Raw genomic sequence first — 20,966 nt, 5'->3', positions numbered from 1 at the left:
TCTCGCTTTAACTGACCGCTCCTCCTTAGAAGTCCTCTGATTTGTCTCTAATTTTTAAGCCTGTCTATGCTAAAGAGTAACGAACCTGGCTCAGGCCGCGTATAATGCTTGCCATTATTAAGGCTTGATGGCCAATAAACGCGCAGCAACAGGAGAGAATGATGACGGCGACAGCCCCGGTTATAACTATCGATGGGCCGAGTGGTGCGGGAAAAGGCACCCTGTGCAAAGCGATGGCTGAATCCTTACAATGGCATTTGTTGGACTCAGGCGCGATCTATCGCGTGCTGGCATTGGCTGCGTTACATCATCAGGTTGATATTGAATCTGAAGAAGCGCTTGTACCGATTGCAGCGCATCTCGATGTGCGCTTTGTATCACAAAATGGTGATATGCAGGTTCTCCTTGAAGGTGAAGAGGTAACGGGTGAAATTCGCACCCAGGAAGTAAGTAATACCGCTTCGCGGGTTGCGGCCTTTCCACGTGTACGCGAAGCGCTGTTACGACGCCAGCGCGGTTTTCGGGAAAACCCGGGGCTAATTGCGGACGGGCGCGACATGGGAACTGTGGTTTTTCCTGACGCACCGGTAAAAATATTTTTGGATGCCAGCCCGGAAGAGCGTGCGCACCGCCGTATGCTACAGTTGCAGGAAAAGGGCTTTAGTGTTAACTTTGATCGCCTTTTAGCCGAGATAAAAGAACGCGATGACCGCGATCGTAACCGCGCAATCGCGCCTTTAGTTCCCGCTGAAGACGCGCTGGTTCTGGACTCGACACAGATGTCTATCGAACAGGTTATCGACAAAGCGCTGCGCTATGCCCGAGAAAAACTGGGCATTTAATATTTCGGTATGACAGAATTTATTAACCCTGTACCACGGACCCGGTGCTGGGCATGTGAAACAACCCCATCCGACATGAAGTCAGATGGACGTTAAATTGAAGAATCCTGAAGATTATCAATATGACTGAATCTTTTGCTCAACTATTTGAAGAATCCCTTAAAGAAATCGAAACCCGCCCGGGTTCCATCGTTCGTGGCGTTGTTGTCTCTATCGACAAAGACGTTGTTCTGGTTGATGCGGGCCTGAAATCTGAATCTGCAATTCCTGCAGAGCAGTTCAAGAACGCAGCCGGCGAGCTGGAAATCCAGGTTGGCGACGAAGTTGACGTTGCGCTGGATGCAGTAGAAGACGGCTTCGGTGAAACCCTGCTGTCCCGTGAGAAAGCTAAGCGTCACGAAGCCTGGATCACGCTGGAAAAAGCTTACGAAGAAGCAGAAACTGTTACCGGTGTTATCAACGGCAAAGTCAAGGGCGGCTTCACTGTTGAGCTGAACGGTATTCGTGCATTCCTGCCAGGTTCACTGGTTGACGTACGTCCAGTTCGCGACACTCTGCACCTTGAAGGTAAAGAGCTTGAATTCAAAGTAATCAAGCTTGATCAGAAGCGTAACAACGTTGTGGTTTCACGTCGTGCCGTTATCGAATCTGAGAACAGCGCTGAGCGCGATCAGCTGCTGGAAAACCTGCAAGAAGGCATGGAAGTTAAAGGTATCGTTAAGAACCTCACTGACTACGGCGCATTCGTTGATCTGGGTGGTGTTGACGGCCTGCTGCATATCACTGATATGGCATGGAAGCGCGTTAAGCATCCAAGCGAAATCGTGAATGTGGGCGACGAAATCACTGTTAAAGTGCTGAAATTCGACCGCGAGCGTACGCGTGTATCTCTGGGCCTGAAACAACTGGGCGAAGATCCATGGGTTGCTATCGCTAAGCGTTATCCGGAAGGCACTAAGCTGACCGGTCGCGTTACCAACCTGACTGATTACGGCTGCTTCGTTGAAATCGAAGAAGGCGTTGAAGGTCTGGTACACGTTTCTGAAATGGACTGGACCAACAAAAACATCCATCCGTCTAAAGTTGTTAACGTAGGCGATGTGGTTGAAGTTATGGTTCTGGACATCGACGAAGAGCGTCGTCGTATCTCCCTGGGTCTGAAGCAGTGTAAATCTAACCCATGGCAGCAGTTCGCTGAGACCCACAACAAAGGCGATCGCGTTGAAGGTAAAATCAAGTCAATCACTGACTTCGGTATCTTCATCGGCCTGGACGGCGGCATCGACGGTCTGGTTCACCTGTCTGACATCTCCTGGAACGCGACTGGCGAAGAAGCCGTTCGTGAGTACAAAAAAGGCGACGAAATCGCTGCCGTTGTACTGCAGGTTGATGCAGAGCGCGAGCGTATCTCACTGGGTGTTAAACAACTCGCAGAAGATCCGTTCAACAACTACATCACTTTGAATAAGAAAGGTGCAATCGTCACCGGTAAAGTGACTGCAGTTGATGCTAAAGGTGCTACAGTTGAATTAGCAGACGGCGTTGAAGGCTACCTGCGCGCTTCTGAAGCTTCGCTGGATTGCGTTGAAGACGCAACTCTGGTTCTGAATGTTGGCGATGATGTTGAAGCTAAATTCACCGGCGTTGACCGTAAAAACCGCGTTGTTAGCCTGTCTGTTCGTGCGAAAGACCAGGCTGACGAGAAAGAAGCCATCAATACTGTTAACACCAAACAGGAAGAAAGCAATTTCTCTAGCGCTATGGCTGAAGCGTTCAAAGCGGCGAAAGGCGAGTAATTTCCCTAACGCACCGGGCAGGAAACTGCCCGGTTTCGGTAAAAAGCTGTCATACATTCCAATAGGGATTAACCGGAGGTTACATGACCAAGTCAGAACTGATTGAAAGACTGGCGGGCCAGCATACTCATATACCGGCGAAAGTCGTTGAGGATGCGGTAAAAGAAATGCTTGAGCACATGGCCACAACACTGGCACAGGGCGAGCGCATTGAAATCCGGGGATTCGGCAGCTTTTCATTGCACTACCGCGCACCGCGTACAGGCCGTAACCCGAAAACGGGTGACAAAGTGGATCTGGAAGGTAAATACGTTCCTCACTTTAAGCCAGGCAAAGAATTACGCGACCGTGCAAATATCTACGGCTAAGCCAATACCGAATCGCATAAACGACATCTCCGGATGTCGTTTTTTTTGCTTAAATTTGCAATGTGAACCACTTTCCAAATTAATGTTATGTGAAATGCAAAAAGCGCGTCTTTCTGCGTAACAGATTCTATAGAAGCACATCGGGCCTGTTCATTACTCGCCACATTGTCAGAATGAAAATATCTCTTAAACGGAATTTATCATGCTGAAATGGACTGTATTGGCTCGAATGGCGATCATCGCCAGTTTACCGTTAATGGTGCTACCGCAGCTGCCAACCCCGGCAATATTGTTAATCCTGGCCTGTACTGGCTTTGTTTTCCTACAGTTCACCTTTCAACCGATAAGAATGGTCGGCGTCGCTATTTTATTAATGGTGTGGATGCTTAATAGCGCTCAGCATATTAAAACTGATATCGAAGGGTTAGCGGCCAAACCGGGGAATTTCACTGTACGCATTGATGAAGTCCGCCAGAAAAATAAACAAATTAAGGTCAGGCTGTTAAGAGAGGGAACTCGCTATATTTTCCCACCTCGTTTTGCCTGGATTTCTTTTAATAATGCGACAAACGAATACTGTCCCGGCCAGCGCTGGAATATGCAACTGCGGCTAAGGCCAGTGCATGCACGGCTAAATGAAGGTGAGTTTGATTCGCAGCGATTTGCATTGGCGAATCACACGCCGTTGCAAGGCCGGATAGTGAAGCAAACTGCCAGTTCAACCACTTGCAGCTGGCGATGGCGATTTATTCAGCATCATGAGGTGCAGTTAAGGTTACTTCCGCAACAGGCTACGCTTAAAGCACTCGCATTTGGTATCCGTGATGATTTAAGTAAAACCACTCGTCAGTTGCTACGCGATACGGGAACCGCGCATCTGATGGCTATTTCAGGCATGCATATAGCGCTGGCAGCTGGATTAGGCTGGCTACTTGCGCGTGGCACACAGTTTCTTTTACCGGCGCGTTTTATTGGCTATTTATATCCACTGCTCGCCAGCTGGATTCTGGCGGCTATCTATACCTGGTTATCAGGCAGCCATGCGCCTGCGCAGCGTGCCTTGTTAGCTTTAACGCTGTGGATAGCGACACGTATTACAGCTATTCAATTAAGCAGCTGGCAAGTATGGACATTATGCATTGGTTCATTATTAGCGATTGATCCCATAACCGTACTTTCCTGTCAATACCGATCGAATTCTGACCCACCCTGCCAAAGTAAAACTGACCCACCCCCTTTGAATCATTCGAGCGTTGTTGCTTTCGTTTTCTTCTGGAGTTGACCGCTTTTCAGCTTATCTTTCAGTCGATAGCTTTGGCCGCTGATTTGGGCGATATGCGCATGGTGAAGCAGCCGATCCAGCATCGCTGCCGTCAGTGTCTCGTCATCACCAAACGTTCCGGACCACTGCGTAAACGGCAGGTTGCTGGTCAGGATCACGCTGCCTGACTCATACCGTTTAGCGACTACCTGGAAGAACAGGTTCGCCTCCATTTTACCGAACGGCAGATATCCCACTTCGTCGATGATCAACAGCTTAGGTTTACCTACGACGCGGTTCAGGTAGCCCTTCAGGTCACCCTGACGATGTGCCGCCATCAGTTGCAGCATCATGTCGGCGGCGGTAATGAACCGAATGCTTAAACCCGCCATCGCGGCCTTATAGCCAATGGCGGTCGCCAGGTGCGTTTTGCCGACGCCAGAAGGCCCGAGCAGGACAACGTTCTCCTGACGTTCGATAAATGTCAGACCCGCCAACTCCTGGATCTGACTTCGTGGAACGCCACTGGCATAGGCGTAATCGAACTGCTCCAGTGTTTTTATCACCGGCAGGCCTGATAACCGCAAAATGGTCTGGCGACGCCGTTCGTTCTGGCCATCATGCTGGAGCTGCAAAACGGCTTCCAGGAAGTCGGCATGCGTGCCGCTGTTGTCGATGGTCGCCTGTGCCACACCCGGCCACTCTGCCGGCAGGCGGTCGAGCTTGAGTTGCTCGCAGAGCGCGGCAATACGATCATGTTGAAGGTTCATGCTGGCACCTCGAGCAAGGCCTGGTACGTTGCCAGAGGATGTTGCAGGCTCTCGGTCGGCACCGGACGCTGGCTGAGCGCTGGGACAGGTGCAGGCAATGCCAACGTGACCTTCGGTAACGGCAATAGCGCAGCACGCTCGCGCGGCATGCGCTGCTCAGGCGGTACGCCTGTGGTGCCATGCACTCGTGTGTTCGCGACGGTGACCAGCCACTCGCCGATGCGTGTGTTGGCAGCAGGTACATCCAGTACCAGCCCGGCCTGCCGGAAGGTCGCGGTAAGAGGCACGATAAAGCTGTTCTTGAGGTAATGGTTAAACCGCTCAACCTTACCCTTGGTCTTGGCGCGATAGGGTCGGCAGACCTTGGGAGTAAAGGCATACTTCTCGGCGACGTGCATCAACTGCGGGTTCCAGCGATGCTTACCGGGGCCGTAGACATCGCGCTCAATGATGATGGCCTTGGCGTTGTCGAACAGCAGCTGATGCGGCGTCCCGCCGAAGAACCTGAGCGCAGACTCAATGCCGTCACACCAGGCAGCGGAGTCCTGGTTGCTGTAAAACTTGACGAAAGTCGCGCGGCTCCAGCCCAGCGTGGCGACAAAGGCCAGCAATGGGTTATGACCGAGTCTGATGATGGTGAAATCAACTTGCATCTGAAAGCCAGGCTCGGTCTCGAAGCGTGTTACCTCTTCAGTGACGGGCTGCTTAATGGGGTGCAGGAAAGCGGTCAGCATGCTGTAACCACCCTCGTAACCACGCTGACGGATCTCGCGCAGCAGCACACTGGCGGGTATCCAGAGGGGCCTGGCAGCGGCCACGCGCTCAAGGATATAGGTCTTGAACGGGTCAAGCTTGCAGGGTCTGGGTGCGCGAGGCTTGTAGCGCATATCCGCTACGGGCAGCGGGCTACGAATATATCTGCGAACGGTCTCACGAGAGCATGAAAGCTGGCGCGCGATGGCGCGTATCGACATGCCCTGACGGTGTAAAACACTAATCTCCACTCTGGTCTCCAATGTCATCATTGGCAGTGCCTTAAAACTGCCATTTTTACCCTAGGTGGGTCAGATTTACATCGGCAGGTGGGCCAGTTTTACATCGGTAGCGACACTTTCCGATAGCTTCTGGCTTTCTACCTCTGCGGTCGGCATGTTACTGATTTGGTATCACTGGTTTCCTTTACCGGCACGCTTTAAGCAACAACCCTGGCTACTCCTGCAATTACTGAGACTCGTGCATTTACAAATTGGCATGATGATTTTAATGGCACCGCTCCAGGTCAGCCTGTTCAACGGGATTAGCTTAACGGCATTGCTCGCCAATTTAATTGCTGTACCTGTCGTCTCGTTTATGACCGTTCCTTTAATATTAATCGCCATGATGCTGCCTGTTGCCTCAGGCTCTGCCATATTCTGGTGGCTAGCTGACTTAACGCTACGTGGACTTATCGACGCCCTGACAATGTTGCCCAGTGGATGGTGGCCGCTGTATCACGCCGAATTTTTTGCTGTCATCGTCTGGGGTGGGCTGTTTATCTGGCGTACCCAGATTTTCTATTGTGTACCGCTTAGTTGCTGCAGTCTTGCTATTGCGCTGCTCTTTAGCCGTCAGGAAAAAGCGCAGCAAGGCTGGCGAATAGATATGTTAGATGTAGGGCATGGTTTAAGCGTCGTGATTAGCCAGGGCAAAGAGGCCGTTTTATATGATACTGGCCCGCGCTGGCAAACAGATGATGCCGGCAGGCGCGTCGTTGTTCCCTGGCTTGAGCGCAAGCAGTTGCAGTTACAGCAAATCATCCTCAGCCATAGACACCTTGATCACAGCGGTGGGCTTGAATCCATAAAGCAGCGCTGGCCACAAATTAAGGTAAGAAGCGCGCTAAATAATGCTGATCACTTACCCTGTGCACGAGGGGCCCAATGGCAATGGCGGCAACTGCATTTTAAAGTTCTGTGGCCATTAAGTGCTTCCACACCAGGCGATAATAATGACTCCTGTGTGCTCAGCGTAGACGATGGAAAAGTTCGACTTTTACTCACTGGTGATATTGAAGCTATAGCGGAGCGCCAGTTAGTGAAGCTGGAAAAGCAGAATCTAAAAGCAGATGTCATACAGGTGCCGCATCACGGCAGCCGGACGTCATCAACTACGCTGTTACTTCGAAATATCAATGGGCACACAGCGATAGCTTCTCTGGCACGCTACAATGCATGGCGTATGCCAGCTAAATCGGTACTGGAAAATTACCGCAAAAATGGTTTTAACTGGTTCGACACCGGCCAGTCAGGCCAGATAAGTATCACCATCAACAACGGAAAAACGCAGGTTGCAGGGCTAAGAGAACAATTAATGCCCCGTTGGTATCATCAGTGGTTTGGCGTGAAACGCGAATCCAGGTAGAATGGCCGGCTATTTCCAACAACGTGAATAAATAATGCATCAAGATAAAGATCTCTCAACGTGGCAGACATTTCGTCGACTCTGGCCGATGATCACGCCTCACAAAGCGGGTTTATTTGTGGCTGCGATAGCCCTGATACTCAACGCCGCAGGCGACACCCTGATGCTCTCACTGTTGAAGCCTTTACTGGATGACGGCTTTGGTAAGGCAGATAAGTCAGTGATGCTGTGGATGCCACTTGCAGTCATCGGGCTGATGCTGGTGCGTGGGGTGACCAGCTATATCTCCAGTTACTGCATTTCATGGGTTTCGGGCAATGTAGTCATGGGTATGCGTCGCCGGTTATTCGGCCATATGATGGGCATGCCGGTCGCCTTCTTTGATCAGCAATCCACGGGCACACTGCTGTCACGTATTACTTACGATTCTGAGCAGGTTGCTTCGTCCTCATCAAGTGCGCTGGTTACAGTGGTCCGTGAAGGCGCGTCGATTATTGGCCTGTTTATCATGATGTTTTATTACAGCTGGCAGCTGTCATTAATCCTGATACTACTGGCACCCATCGTATCTTTAGCCATACGTACCGTGTCTAAGCGTTTTCGTAACATCAGTAAAACCATGCAAAACACCATGGGACAGGTTACAACCAGCGCCGAACAAATGCTTAAAGGGCATAAAGAAGTGTTGATCTTTGGCGGACAGGAAGTAGAGGCCGAGCGTTTTGCCAGGGTCAGCAATCGCATGCGCCAGCAAGGTATGAAACTGGTTTCTGCTTCATCGATTTCAGATCCTGTAATCCAGTTAATTGCCTCGCTTGCCTTAGCATTTGTGCTCTACGCGGCCAGTTTCCCAAGCGTGATGGATACGTTAACCGCCGGAACGATTACCGTGGTCTTCTCATCAATGATTGCATTGATGCGTCCGCTGAAATCGCTGACCAACGTCAACGCTCAGTTTCAGCGCGGCATGGCTGCTTGCCAAACGCTGTTTTCAATTCTCGACAGCGAACAAGAAATTGATAACGGTACACGTGAAACTACCCGTGCTAAAGGCGATATTGAATTCCGTGACGTCACCTTTACTTATCCGGGGCGCGATATACCTGCTTTACGTAACATCAATCTCTCAATCCCTGCGGGTAAAACAGTTGCGTTAGTGGGGCGTTCCGGTTCAGGTAAATCAACGCTGGCGAGCCTGCTGACCCGCTTCTATGACATCCAGCAGGGCGAGATTCTTTTGGACGGACATGATCTGCGTGAATACACGCTGTTCTCGCTGCGTAATCAGGTCGCATTGGTTTCTCAAAACGTGCATCTGTTTAATGATACCATTGCGAACAACATCGCTTATGCGCGTAGCGAACAATACAGCCGTGAAGAGATCGAAAAAGCCGCAACCATGGCCCATGCGATGGATTTCATCAACAAGATGGATAACGGCCTGGATACCGTTATTGGCGAGAACGGCGTACTGTTGTCAGGTGGACAGCGCCAGCGTATCGCCATTGCGCGAGCGCTGCTGCGTGACTGCCCAATCTTAATTCTGGATGAAGCTACTTCAGCGCTGGATACTGAATCAGAACGTGCTATACAGTCTGCGCTTGATGAATTACAGAAGAACCGCACCTCGCTAGTGATCGCGCATCGCCTTTCAACTATTGAAAAGGCTGATGAAATTGTCGTGGTTGAAGACGGACAGATTGTGGAACGCGGCACCCACTCAACGCTACTGGCGGAGAAAGGTGCGTATGCACAGCTTCACAAGATGCAGTTTGGCCAATGATTGAACGTATCTGGAGTGGGCAATCGCCGCTGTGGCTGCTGTTATGGCCGTTAAGCCTGCTGTATGGCGCAATTGCCGCGTTGATTCGTTACAGTTATCAGCGCGGCTGGCGTAAAAGTTGGCGCGCGCCCGTTCCGGTGGTGATTGTGGGCAATCTCACTGCGGGGGGAAACGGTAAAACGCCGGTTGTCATTTGGCTTGTACAGACATTGCAGCAGCGTGGGTTAAAAGTCGGCATAGTGTCACGCGGATATAATGGTAAGGCCGACAGCTATCCGCTATTGGTTAATGAGAAAACCCCTGCTGAACAAGCTGGCGATGAACCGGTATTGATCGCTCAACGCACGGGGGCGCCAGTTGCAGTAGCGCCGAAACGGCGTTTAGCCGTTGAAGCGCTGCTTAAGCAGGGTGATATTGACCTCATTATCACCGATGATGGGTTGCAACATTACGCGCTGCAACGTGATAAAGAGATTGTCGTGGTAGATGGCATGCGCCGCTTCGGTAATGGATGGTGGTTGCCTGCCGGGCCGATGCGTGAGCGCGCGTCGCGCCTAAAAGATGTTGACGCCATTATCGTCAATGGCGGCACGGCGCAGGTGGGTGAAATGGCCATGCATTTACAGCCGGGCCTGGTGACTAATTTACTCACCGGGCAGAAAAAGCCCATACACCAGCTGGATAATGTTGTTGCAATGGCGGGCATCGGTCATCCGCCGCGTTTTTTCACGACGCTAAAGCAGCAGGGATTAACGCCGGTCGCCGAAATCGCTTTCGCCGATCACCACGCTTACAGCGAAGCTGAGTTAGCGCGTTTGCTGGTCACCGGTCAGAACTTGCTGATGACAGAAAAAGACGCAGTCAAATGCCGATCATTTGCGCGGCCAGACTGGTGGTATCTTCCGGTAGAGGCTGAATTACAGGGCGAAGGGGTTGAGCCTTTGCTAAATGATATAGAACAACTTTGCCGTACATACTCGCCTGACCTGCATCATTAATATCAGGCGTGTCGGATAAGGAAGAGAATGAACATGATGCATTCACTTTCGTTACAACACGCTCGAAACCTTCATCTTGCGGCACAGGGATTGTTGCGCACCCCCAGTCGTCGCGCTCGCTTTCAGGATATTGTTGATTGCGTTTCCCGCATGTCGCTGCTGCAAATTGACACCATTAACGTTGTTGCCCGAAGCCCTTATTTGGTGTTGTTCAGCCGTCTGGGTACGTATCCACAGGCATGGCTGGACCAGGCGCTGACGCAGGGTAACTTTTTTGAATACTGGGCGCATGAAGCCTGCTTTATTCCTCGCGAAGATTATAAATTGCTGCGACATCGCATGTTGTCGCCAGAACGGCTGGGCTGGAAATACAACGCAGCATGGGTGAAAGAACATCAGCAAGAGATTGCCGGGCTGCTTGCTCATATCCAGCAAAATGGTCCGGTCAGGGCGGCGGATTTTGTAAGTGACGGCAACCATAAACCCGGCTGGTGGGCATGGAAACCCCACAAGCGGCATCTGGAAAACCTGTTCAGTGCAGGCGAGTTGATGGTTGCAGAAAGGCGAAATTTCCAGCGCGTTTACGATTTGCGCTCGCGCGTAATGCCGGACTGGCAAGACGAACTGCATAGTATTAATGAAGCTGAAGCGATCAGATTAATGTTGCTGAACAGTGCGCGCAGCCTGGGGATTTTCCGTGCTAACTGGCTACCTGATTATTACCGTCTTAAGCGGGTGGCGCTTAAACCTTTTCTGATGCAAGCGCAGGCTGAGGGTCACATTGTACCGGTTAACGTTGAAGCACTCGGCGAGATGTGGCTACATCGCGATTATCTCCCGCTGCTTAATTCATCCGTTAGCGCCCGCCACAGCGCATTGCTGTCCCCTTTTGATCCCGTCGTTTGGGATCGCAAACGCGCGCTGGAACTGTTTGATTTTGATTACCGTATTGAGTGCTATACGCCAGAAGCGAAACGCAAATATGGCTATTTTGTACTACCTATTTTGCACAGAGGAAAAATTAAAGGCCGGCTGGATGCGCGTATGCTGCGCAAGTCCAGACAACTCATCATTAAAAATCTCTGGCTGGAAGAGGCGACACGCGTTACGCAATCCTTTGTCCAGGATGTTCAGCGGGCAATTAATCGGTTCGCAACCTGGCAAGAGGCAGAACAGGTTATTGTAGAGCAGGCTACTCATGATTTACTCGATGCCTGGACGTCATCCTGGACCGTTCATTGCTAAAATTTGCCGCGGCTTACTCATCATTTCAACGTGTTTCCACACACCCGCAAAGCCTGCGCTATGGTATGCTTGATGCCTTAGCATTCGGTCCTTGATGGAGGATATATGGATCACCGTTTACTCGAAATCGTTGCCTGCCCGGTATGTAATGGCAAGCTGTATTACAACAATGCTCAACAAGAGCTGATCTGTAAACCGGATGCGCTGGCATTTCCGGTTCGTGATGGTATTCCTGTCCTGCTGGAAAATGAAGCCCGCACCTTATCAGTTGAAGAGATCCATCCATGAGTTTTATCGCCATCATTCCCGCGCGTTATGCCTCTACACGTTTACCCGGAAAACCGCTGGTCGATATTCACGGTAAACCAATGGTGGTACACGTGATGGAGCGTGCGCGTGAATCCGGCGCCAGCCGGGTGATTGTCGCCACCGATCATCCTGATGTGGCGCAGGCAGTTGAACTTGCTGGCGGTGAAGTGTGCATGACGCGTGCCGACCATCAATCCGGTACTGAACGTTTAGCGGAAGTTATCGAAAAGTATCAGTTTGCCGATCACGAAATCATCGTGAACGTTCAGGGCGATGAGCCGATGGTTCCCGCAGAAATTGTACGTCAGGTCGCAACCAATCTGGCCCAGGCCGAAGCGGGCATGGCCACGCTTGCGGTGCCCATTACGGATGCCGAAGAAGCGTTCAATCCGAACGCAGTCAAAGTGGTGATGGATGCGCAAGGCTATGCGCTCTATTTCTCACGCGCCACCATCCCATGGGATCGGGAACGTTACGCGGCATCTCGCGAGCAAACTGGCGACAGTCTCCTGCGTCATATCGGTATTTATGCCTACCGTGCCGGTTTTATTCGACGCTATATTGCCTGGGCGCCATGCCCGCTTGAGCAAATCGAATTGCTTGAGCAGCTTCGTGTGCTGTGGTACGGCGAAAAGATCCACGTAGCTGTGGCGCAAACCATTCCCAGTGTGGGCGTAGATACGCCAGAAGATTTGGCGCGCGTGCGTTTAGCCATGCAAGCCTGACGTTCCTGCAGCGCGCGCCAGTAACTGCAGGCTTGCTCTGGCGAGTATTACCGGTGGGATCGTATCGCCCCGAGCGCACAGCGCAAAGTTTGTCAGTCGGGGTGTTGACCCTATTCGCCAACGGGTTATTTCCCTGGCTCGGTTGAGGGTAAATCATCAGACTTTAGCCGCTGCCAGGCTTGCCCTAATGTTTCGTAAATAGCGCGTTCGCTGTGCCCCAGCCAAATCGGGGAAGGAATGACGCGTTCCCAGCCGTTAAGCGGTGATGTGATCGCCAGCTGGTTGGCGGGTGCGGCGATAGGATTTAATCCAGCCGCCTGAAAAAATTGCATTGCTCTGGGCAGATGATTAGCTGAACTGACCAACAGAAAAGGGTGATAACCAATCTGCCTTCTTACCGCCTGCGCTTCTTCTTCAGTGTCTTTTGGCCGATCAAGAATATGAATTTTCTCACGCGGTACGCCCAGGCTTTCCGCCACGTTCGCCGCCACCCATGCATTGCTTTTGGGATTTTGACCTGCAGCCGCGCCGGTAAAAATCAAGGTGGCATCAGGATAGCGGTGCCATTGGCGCACGCCTTCCGTCACTCTTGGTAAACTGTTCCCGACCAAATTTGAGCTGGGCGCCCAATTGGGATTAAACGTGTAGCCGCCGCCCAGCACCACGATATAATCCACCTTTTCTGCACCATTCCAGGTTGGATAATGACTTTCCAGCGGTAAAAGCAGACGATCGGCTACAGGCTGAAGGCTAAATAACAGCAACAACAGCCAACTCACTGAGAGCAGGATTTTGCCGCTTTGCTGCCAGCGACTGAACCAAAGCAGCAAAAGGCCCGTTGCCATCAGCAACAGCAGAAATGGCAGGGGAAGTAACATGCTGCCCACTACTTTTTTCAGGATAAAAAACATCAAAAAACACTCCTGTTGTCTGAAAAAACAGCAGCCGGAAGGGAAGAACAGGATGAAAGGTTCATTCTTCTTGTGCCTGTGACAAAATAGCATAAGTCTTACCGCAGCATACCGGAGCCAACGCCATGCAGGATCGCAACTTTGACGATCTCGCGGAAAAGTTTTCGCAAAATATTTACGGCACGACCAAGGGTTTGGTGCGCCAGGCGATCCTGTGGGATGAACTGGAGACCATTCTTCCCAGCCTGCCGGCACAGCCACTGAAGATCCTTGATGCAGGCGGCGGGGTAGGACAAATCTCCAGTGGTCTGGCAGCGCGCGGTCATCAGATCGTGCTGTGCGATTTATCCGCAGAGATGCTGCGTCGTGCGCAGGAAAATGCCGAAGCGCAGGGCGTGAGCCAGCGGATGCAATTTAAACAAATTAGCGCTCAGCAGATTAGCGAACATTTGGATACGCCGGTGGATCTGGTATTGTTTCACGCTGTGCTTGAATGGGTCGCTGAGCCTGAGAAAACTCTTAAAGCGTTGTTTGATGTATTGCAACCTGGCGGTGTGCTTTCGCTGATGTTTTATAACCTGCATGGTTTGACGCTACGCACCTTGACCCTCGGCAATTTCGGCTATTTACGCACCAATTTAACGAAACGCAAGAAGCGTACATTGTCGCCTGATTACCCGCGCAACCCCGATGAGGTTTACCGTTGGCTCGAAACCTGTGGATTTATCATTGAGCAACGCGCCGGCATCCGGGTATTCAGTGATTACATGAAACCGCCTAAAGGCGAGCCGAAAAGCGATGATGAAATCATTGAGATGGAGCGGCGTTTTTGCCGTCAGGAACCCTTTTTAAGCTTAGGGCGCTACATTCACGTGACCGCGCGCAAACCCGGGCAGAAGGACGAATTATGAGTGAATTTTCCCAGACGGTACCTGAACTGGTATCCTGGGCGCGTAAGAACGACTTTTCTCTTGCGCTGCCCGTAGAACGTCTGGCCTTTTTGCTGGCCGTCGCCACCCTGAATGGTGAGCGGATGGATGGCGAAATGAGTGAAGGCGACCTGATTGACGCATTTCGTCACGTCAGTAAAGCGTTTGAACAAACCCATGAAACCGTGCTGGTGCGTGCTAACAATGCCATCAATGATATGGTGCGCCAGCGTTTATTCAACCGGTTTACCAGCGAACTGACCGAAGGCAGTGCAATCTATCGCCTGACGCCTCTGGCGATTGGGATTACCGATTACTATATCCGCCAGCGTGAATTCTCTACGTTGCGTCTATCCATGCAGTTGTCGATTGTGGCCAGCGAGTTGAAACGCGCCGCCGACGCCGCCCAGGAAAACGGTGATGAATTTCACTGGCATCGCAATGTCTTTGCCCCCCTGAAATATTCAGTTGCTGAGATTTTCGACAGTATCGATATGACCCAGCGCATGATGGATGAGCAGCAGCAAGCGGTGAAAAACGACATCGCAGATCTGCTGAACAAAGACTGGCGCGCGGCGATTTCCAGCTGTGAAATGCTGCTATCAGAAACTTCAGGAACGTTGCGCGAGTTACAGGATACGCTGGAAGCCGCAGGCGATAAGCTACAGGAAAATCTGCTGCGTATTCAGGATGCGACGCTTAACAGCCCCGATTTAGGCTTTGTCGACAAGCTGGTATTTGATCTGCAAAGCAAACTTGACCGCATTACCAGCTGGGGCCAGCAGGCAATCGATCTGTGGATCGGTTACGATCGTCACGTGCATAAATTCATTCGTACCGCCATCGATATGGATAAAAACCGTGTCTTTGCGCAGCGTTTACGCCTGTCAGTGCAAAATTACTTTGACGCGCCCTGGGCGCTTACCTACGCCAATGCTGAACGCCTGTATGACATGCGCGACGAAGAACTGACGCTGCGTAATGACGAAGTTATGGGCGAGCTGCCCACCGAACTGGAATACGAAGAGATCAACGAAATTCGTGAGCAGCTGGCAGCAATGATTGAAGAAGCGCTGCAAGCGTATAAGTCTCAGCAAAAACCGCTCAACCTCGCTACAGTGATGCGCGATTATCTGGCGCAATATCCACGGGCTCGACATTTCGATCTTGCCCGAATTGTGGTGGACCAGGCCGTACGTCTCGGGGTAGCGGAAGCCGATTTAGCCGGCTTGCCTGTGGAATGGCAGGCCATTAATGATTACGGAGCCAAGGTGCAGGCACATGTCATCGACAAATATTGAACAAGTGATGCCAGTTAAGCTGGCTCAGGCACTGGCGAATCCGATTTTCCCCGCGTTAGACAGCCAGTTACGCGCAGGGCGACACATTGGTATCGAAGAGCTGGATAACCACGCTTTTCTGATGGATTACCAGGAATATCTCGAAGAATTTTATGCTCGTTACAACGTTGAGCTGATCCGCGCGCCAGAAGGTTTTTTCTATCTGCGGCCGCGCTCTACCACGCTGATCCCACGTTCGGTATTGTCCGAGCTGGATATGATGGTAGGAAAAATCCTCTGTTATCTCTATCTCAGCCCCGAACGTCTGGCCAATGAAGGTATTTTCACCCAGCAGGAGCTTTACGATGAACTCCTGTCGCTGGCCGATGAAAACAAGTTATTAAAGTTCGTTAACCAGCGTTCTACGGGGTCGGATCTGGATCGTACCCGGCTGCAAGAGAAGATGCGCGCCTCGCTGAGTCGCCTGCGTCGTCTTGGTATGGTGTGGTTCTTTGGCAACGACAGCAGCAAGTTTCGCATTACCGAATCGGTATTCCGCTTTGGCGCCGATGTGCGCAGCGGTGATGATGCCCGTGAAGCGCAGCTACGGCTGATTCGCGATGGGGAAGCCATGTTGCTGGAAAACGGAACGGCACCTGTTGATGCGGATGAGAGTGAGGAAAATGACAGCGAAGCGAGTGACAACGCGGAGGAAGAGCAAGCATGATTGAACGCGGAAAATTTCGTTCGCTAACGCTGATTAACTGGAACGGCTTTTTTGCACGAACCTTTGATCTGGATGAACTGGTCACTACGCTGTCTGGCGGAAACGGGGCCGGTAAATCCACCACTATGGCAGCCTTTGTGACTGCACTGATCCCTGATTTGACGCTGCTTCATTTCCGTAACACTACGGAAGCGGGAGCAACGTCAGGATCACGTGATAAAGGTCTGCACGGTAAACTGCGTGCGGGCGTCTGCTATTCAATGCTGGATGTCGTGAACTCACGTCACCAGCGTGTGGTCGTCGGCGTTCGTTTGCAGCAGGTGGCGGGTCGCGATAAGAAAGTCGATCTTAAGCCGTTCAGCATTCACGGGCTGCCAGCCGATACCAATCCAACGGACATGTTGACGGAGATTCTGAACAGTCGTCAGGCGCGCGTGCTGCCGCTCAACGAAGTGAAAGATCGGGTTGAAGCGCAGGAAGGCGTGCAGTTCCGTCAGTATAATTCCATCACTGATTATCACGCCATGATGTTTGATCTTGGCGTTGTGCCGCGACGCTTGCGCTCCGCCAGCGATCGCAGCAAATTCTATCGCCTGATTGAAGCCTCGTTGTACGGCGGGATTTCCAGCGCGATTACCCGCTCGCTGCGTGACTATCTGTTGCCAGAAAACAGTGGCGTGCGTAAAGCTTTCCAGGATATGGAAGCCGCGCTACGTGAAAACCGCATGACGCTGGAAGCGATTCGCGTAACGCAGTCCGATCGCGATCTGTTTAAGCATCTGATTACCGAAGCGACTAATTACGTCTCTGCTGACTACATGCGTCATGCCAATGAGCGCCGCATTTATCTGGATAGCGCGCTACAGCTGCGCAACGACCTGTTCAGCAGCCGTCAACAACTTGCTTCCGAGCAGTATCGCCATATTGAAATGGCACGTGAACTGTCCGGGCACAGTGGCGCAGAGAACGATCTGGAAGCCGATTATCAAGCGGCCAGCGATCACCTGAACCTGGTGCAAACCGCGATGCGCCAGCAGGAAAAAATCGAACGCTACGACAGCGACATCGAAGATCTCACGCTTCGTCTGGAAGAGCAGAACGAAGTGGTGGCGGAAGCGCGCGAAATTCAGGAAGAGAACGAAGCACGCGCCGAAGCTGCCGAACTGGAAGTGGATGAGCTGAAAAGCCAGCTGGCTGATTTCCAGCAGGCGCTTGACGTGCAGCAAACCCGAGCGATCCAGTATCAACAGGCGTTGCAGGCGCTGGAGCGCGCGCGTGCGCTGTGCCAGCTCCCTGATTTAACCATCGACAATGCCGCCGAATGGCAGGAAAACTTCCAGGCGAAAGAAGAAGAAACAACCGAACGCCTGTTGCGTCTGGAGCAAAAACTCAGTGTGGCGGAAGCGGCGCACAGCCAGTTTGAACAGGCTTTAGCGCTGGTTACCAGCATTGCGGGCGAAGTCAGCCGTCAGGACGCGTGGCAAACCGGCCGCGAGTTGCTGCGCGATGCCCATAACCAGCGCCATCACGCCGATCAGCTCTCTTCGCTGCGTCTGCGTCTGAATGAGCTTGAACAGCGCCTGCGCGAACAGCATGAAGCCGAACGTCTGTTAGCTGAATTTTGTAAACGCCAGGGACAGCATTATGACGCCGACGCGCTGGAAGGTTTACAGCGTGAACTCGAAGCTCAGATTGAACAGCTAAACAGCAGCGTGTCGGATGCGGGTGAACAGCGCATGAAAATGCGTCAGGAACAGGAGCAACTGCGTGAACGCATTGCTGCGCTTACCGCACGTGCGCCACACTGGCTGGCAGCGCAGGAAATTCTGACGCAGCTTAGCGAGCAGACTGGACAGGCACTGGCGAGCAGCCAGCATGTAACGGAATATATGCAGCAACTGCTGGAGCGCGAGCGTGAAACCACGGTTGCACGTGATGAGGTCGCGGCGCGTAAGCGTGAGGTTGAGCAGCAGATTGAACGGCTTAGCCAGCCTGGCGGTGCCGAAGATGCACGCTTAAATCAGCTGGCAGAGCGGTTTGGCGGCGTGTTGCTGTCTGAAATTTATGATGATGTCACGCTCGACGACGCTCCTTACTTTTCAGCGCTGTATGGCCCTTCGCGTCATGCCATTGTGGTGCCGGATCTGTCGCTGGTGCAGGCACAGCTTGATGGCCTGGAAGAGTGCCCGGAAGATCTCTATCTGATCGAAGGCGATCCGCAATCTTTTGATGACAGCGTTTTCGCCGTTGATGAATTACAAAACGCCGTGGTTGTTAAAATCGCCGAGCGTCAATGGCGCTATTCGCGCTTTCCGAAGGTGCCGCTGTTTGGGCGTGCCGCGCGTGAGAATCAGCTGGAACTGCTGCATGTCGAACGCGATCGTCTGGCGGAAAGTTATGCCACCCTGTCATTCGACGTGCAGAAAACCCAGCGTCTGCATCAGTCCTTTAGCCGCTTTATCGGTAGCCATCTGGCGGTGGCTTTTGATGATGATCCTGAAGCGCAGATCCGCCAGCTTGGCGCCCGTCGCGGCGAGCTGGAGCGTGCGCTAAACCAGCATGAAAGCACCAATCAGCAGCAGCGTCAGCAATACGAGCAGGCGAAAGAGGGTGTTGCGCAGTTAAACCGTTTGCTGCCGCGCGTGAATGTGTTGCTCGACGACACGTTGGCCGATCGCTGCGAGGAGATTCGCGAGCAGGTTGAAGAAGCCCAGGACGCCGCGCGCTTCCTGCATCAGCATGGCGCGAAGCTGGCTAAGCTCGAACCGCTGATTTCCGTATTGCAAAGCGACCCTGAGCAACACGAACAATTGCAGGCTGATTATCAGCAGGCACAGCAGCAACAACACAGTGCTCGCCAGCAGGCATTTGCTTTGACCGAAGTGGTCCAGCGGCGGGCCCATTTTAGCTACCATGATTCGGCAGGTATGCTGAATGGTAATAACGATCTCAGCGATAAACTCCGCCAGCGTCTTGAGCAGGCAGAAGGCGAACGCAGCCGCATGCGTGAGCGCCTGCGTGAGCATCAGGCGCAGCTGACGCAATATTCGCAAGTGCTGGCCTCGCTGAAAAGCGCTTATGACGCCAGACGCGACATGTTGAAAGAGTTGCAACAGGAGATGCAGGCTATTGGCGTACAGGCGGATGCCAGCGCGGAAGCGCGCGCACGTCTTCGCCGTGACGAACTTTACACTGCGTTGAGCCACAACCGTGCGCGTCGTAATCAGCTGGAAAAACAGCTGACGTTCTGCGAAGCGGAAATGGAAACGCTGCGTAAAAAGCTGCGCCACCTTGAACGTGATTATCATCAGAAACGTGAGCAGGTGGTAAGAGCTAAAGCGGGTTGGTGCTTAGTGCTACGTCTGGTAAAAGACAACGGCGTTGAGCGCCGTCTGCATCGACGCGAGCTGGCTTATTTAAGCGGTGATGAGCTGCGTTCGATGTCAGATAAAGCGCTGGGTGCGCTGCGTCTGGCGGTTTCGGATAACGAACATCTGCGTGATGTGCTGCGCTTGTCGGAAGATCCTAAGCGTCCCGAACGTAAAATACAGTTTTTCATTGCCGTTTATCAGCATCTGCGTGAACGTATTCGTCAGGACATCATCCGTACCGATGATCCGGTTGAAGCCATCGAACAGATGGAAATTGAGTTGAATCGCCTGACGGAAGAGTTGACGGCACGTGAACAAATGCTGGCGATTAGCTCACGCAGCGTGGCGAATATTATCCGCAAAACTATTCAGCGCGAGCAGAACCGCATTCGTCAGCTTAATCAGGGCTTGCAGACGGTGAGTTTTGGTCAGGTACGCAGCGTGCGTCTTAACGTTAATGTACGTGAAACCCACTCTATGCTACTGGATACCCTGTCAGAAGAGCATGAACAGCATCAGGATCTGTTTAACAGCCAACGTCTGTCCTTCTCTGAAGCACTGGCGAAGCTGTATCAACGGTTGAATCCACATATCGATATGGGGCAGCGCACGCCACAAACTATCGGTGAAGAGCTGCTGGATTACCGCAACTATCTTGAGATGGAAGTGGAGGTGAACCGTGGCTCCGATGGCTGGTTGCGCGCAGAAAGTGGCGCGCTGTCAACCGGTGAAGCTATCGGTACGGGCATGTCGATTCTGGTCATGGTGGTTCAGAGCTGGGAAGAGGAATCGCGTCGCTTGCGCGGCAAAGATATTTCGCCCTGCCGCCTTTTGTTCCTTGACGAAGCGGCGCGTCTGGATGCACGTTCCATCGCCACGCTATTTGAACTGTGTGAACGTCTGGAGATGCAGTTAGTTATTGCTGCGCCAGAAAACATCAGTCCAGAGAAAGGCACCACCTACAAGTTAGTGCGTAAAGTGTTTAACAACACCGAGCACGTCCACGTTGTCGGCTTACGCGGCTTTGCCGCCGATCTCTCCTCGACACAGCGTGAAAACGCGGTGGATTCCAGTCCGGACCCTGAATCAGAAAAATCTCAGGTGGAACCGTAGTCAAAAACTGCGCCATTGGTTAATCTGGTAACGGCGTTTGTCGATTGAGGCAAATGCCGTTTTTTATTCATATACTCAAAACGATAAGTAACGCCCAACCGCAGTAGTTTCAGGGAACGCTGCGCAGTAGATTAATCA

16 protein-coding genes and 1 pseudogene are annotated in these 20,966 nt (G+C 52.2%); 14 read left to right on the top strand and 3 right to left on the bottom strand.

Going from position 1 to position 20,966, the window contains the following annotated elements:
• Positions 1-161 precede the first annotated feature (161 nt).
• The 4 genes from cmk to H2P46_RS00750 all read left to right on the top strand — a co-directional run bounded on the left by cmk (position 162) and on the right by H2P46_RS00750 (position 4,288).
• Positions 162-842 (top strand): (d)CMP kinase, encoded by a 681-nt coding sequence (cmk, locus tag H2P46_RS00765; RefSeq protein ID WP_193403918.1) that lies wholly within the window; start codon positions 162-164, stop codon positions 840-842.
• A gap of 122 nt (positions 843-964) precedes the next feature.
• Complete coding sequence (gene rpsA / locus H2P46_RS00760; RefSeq protein WP_193403309.1) at positions 965-2,638, top strand: 30S ribosomal protein S1; 1,674 nt, start codon at positions 965-967, stop codon at positions 2,636-2,638.
• An 83-nt stretch (positions 2,639-2,721) separates the two neighbouring features.
• Positions 2,722-3,006: an integration host factor subunit beta gene (ihfB, locus tag H2P46_RS00755; protein ID WP_003849360.1), complete on the top strand. Its 285-nt coding sequence runs from the start codon at positions 2,722-2,724 to the stop codon at positions 3,004-3,006.
• Positions 3,007-3,235: 229 nt separating this feature from the next.
• Positions 3,236-4,288 carry a ComEC/Rec2 family competence protein gene (locus H2P46_RS00750; protein ID WP_238938910.1) on the top strand — a complete coding sequence of 351 codons (1,053 nt, stop codon included), beginning with the start codon at positions 3,236-3,238 and terminating at the stop codon, positions 4,286-4,288.
• Here H2P46_RS00750 and istB read toward each other — a convergent pair.
• Together istB and istA are read right to left on the bottom strand one after the other, a co-directional pair.
• On the bottom strand, positions 4,249-5,037 hold the full coding sequence (gene istB, locus H2P46_RS00745) for an IS21-like element helper ATPase IstB (protein WP_193403307.1): 789 nt from the start codon (positions 5,035-5,037) through the stop codon (positions 4,249-4,251). The genes H2P46_RS00750 and istB overlap by 40 nt on opposite strands.
• Entirely contained in the window at positions 5,034-6,062 is a 1,029-nt protein-coding gene (istA, locus tag H2P46_RS00740; RefSeq protein ID WP_193403243.1) for an IS21 family transposase, read from the bottom strand. The genes istB and istA overlap by 4 nt, the downstream gene beginning before the upstream one ends.
• Positions 6,063-6,144: 82 nt before the next feature.
• Between istA and H2P46_RS00735 the strand changes: the two are divergent.
• The 6 genes and pseudogenes from H2P46_RS00735 to kdsB form a co-directional block, all read left to right on the top strand.
• Positions 6,145-7,437: pseudogene (locus H2P46_RS00735) on the top strand (DNA internalization-related competence protein ComEC/Rec2); the annotation flags it as partial.
• 34 nt (positions 7,438-7,471) lie between these two features.
• Positions 7,472-9,220, top strand: a complete 1,749-nt coding sequence (gene msbA, locus H2P46_RS00730; RefSeq protein WP_193403305.1) for a lipid A ABC transporter ATP-binding protein/permease MsbA — start codon at positions 7,472-7,474, stop codon at positions 9,218-9,220.
• Complete coding sequence (gene lpxK / locus H2P46_RS00725; protein ID WP_193403304.1) at positions 9,217-10,218, top strand: tetraacyldisaccharide 4'-kinase; 1,002 nt, start codon at positions 9,217-9,219, stop codon at positions 10,216-10,218. The genes msbA and lpxK overlap by 4 nt, the downstream gene beginning before the upstream one ends.
• A gap of 27 nt (positions 10,219-10,245) precedes the next feature.
• Entirely contained in the window at positions 10,246-11,463 is a 1,218-nt protein-coding gene (locus tag H2P46_RS00720; protein ID WP_193403303.1) for a winged helix-turn-helix domain-containing protein, read from the top strand.
• A 105-nt stretch (positions 11,464-11,568) separates the two neighbouring features.
• Complete coding sequence (locus tag H2P46_RS00715) at positions 11,569-11,751, top strand: Trm112 family protein (protein WP_081135850.1); 183 nt, start codon at positions 11,569-11,571, stop codon at positions 11,749-11,751.
• Positions 11,748-12,497 (top strand): 3-deoxy-manno-octulosonate cytidylyltransferase, encoded by a 750-nt coding sequence (gene kdsB, locus H2P46_RS00710; protein ID WP_193403302.1) that lies wholly within the window; start codon positions 11,748-11,750, stop codon positions 12,495-12,497. Before H2P46_RS00715 ends, kdsB begins: the two co-directional genes overlap by 4 nt.
• A 125-nt stretch (positions 12,498-12,622) precedes the next feature.
• Here kdsB and elyC read toward each other — a convergent pair whose 3' ends face one another.
• Positions 12,623-13,408, bottom strand: a complete 786-nt coding sequence (elyC, locus tag H2P46_RS00705; protein WP_193403917.1) for an envelope biogenesis factor ElyC — start codon at positions 13,406-13,408, stop codon at positions 12,623-12,625.
• A gap of 125 nt (positions 13,409-13,533) precedes the next feature.
• On the opposite strand from elyC, the gene cmoM reads away from it, so the two are divergent.
• From cmoM to mukB, 4 genes are read left to right on the top strand one after another with little or no spacing between them, the layout of a single operon-like run.
• Positions 13,534-14,319 (top strand): tRNA uridine 5-oxyacetic acid(34) methyltransferase CmoM, encoded by a 786-nt coding sequence (cmoM, locus tag H2P46_RS00700; RefSeq protein ID WP_193403301.1) that lies wholly within the window; start codon positions 13,534-13,536, stop codon positions 14,317-14,319.
• Positions 14,316-15,638, top strand: coding sequence for a chromosome partition protein MukF (mukF, locus tag H2P46_RS00695; protein ID WP_193403300.1), 1,323 nt, complete (start codon positions 14,316-14,318; stop codon positions 15,636-15,638). The genes cmoM and mukF overlap by 4 nt, the downstream gene beginning before the upstream one ends.
• Positions 15,619-16,344, top strand: a complete 726-nt coding sequence (gene mukE, locus H2P46_RS00690) for a chromosome partition protein MukE (protein WP_193403299.1) — start codon at positions 15,619-15,621, stop codon at positions 16,342-16,344. Before mukF ends, mukE begins: the two co-directional genes overlap by 20 nt.
• Positions 16,341-20,828 (top strand): chromosome partition protein MukB, encoded by a 4,488-nt coding sequence (gene mukB / locus H2P46_RS00685; protein WP_193403298.1) that lies wholly within the window; start codon positions 16,341-16,343, stop codon positions 20,826-20,828. The genes mukE and mukB overlap by 4 nt, the downstream gene beginning before the upstream one ends.
• Positions 20,829-20,966 lie beyond the last annotated feature (138 nt).

The sequence above is a fragment of the Mixta mediterraneensis genome (genome assembly GCF_014946725.1).
Taxonomy (GTDB): domain Bacteria; phylum Pseudomonadota; class Gammaproteobacteria; order Enterobacterales; family Enterobacteriaceae; genus Pantoea; species Pantoea mediterraneensis.
The sequence above is the reverse complement of the archived record's forward strand: the minus strand, read 5'-3'. Positions and strand labels throughout refer to the sequence as shown.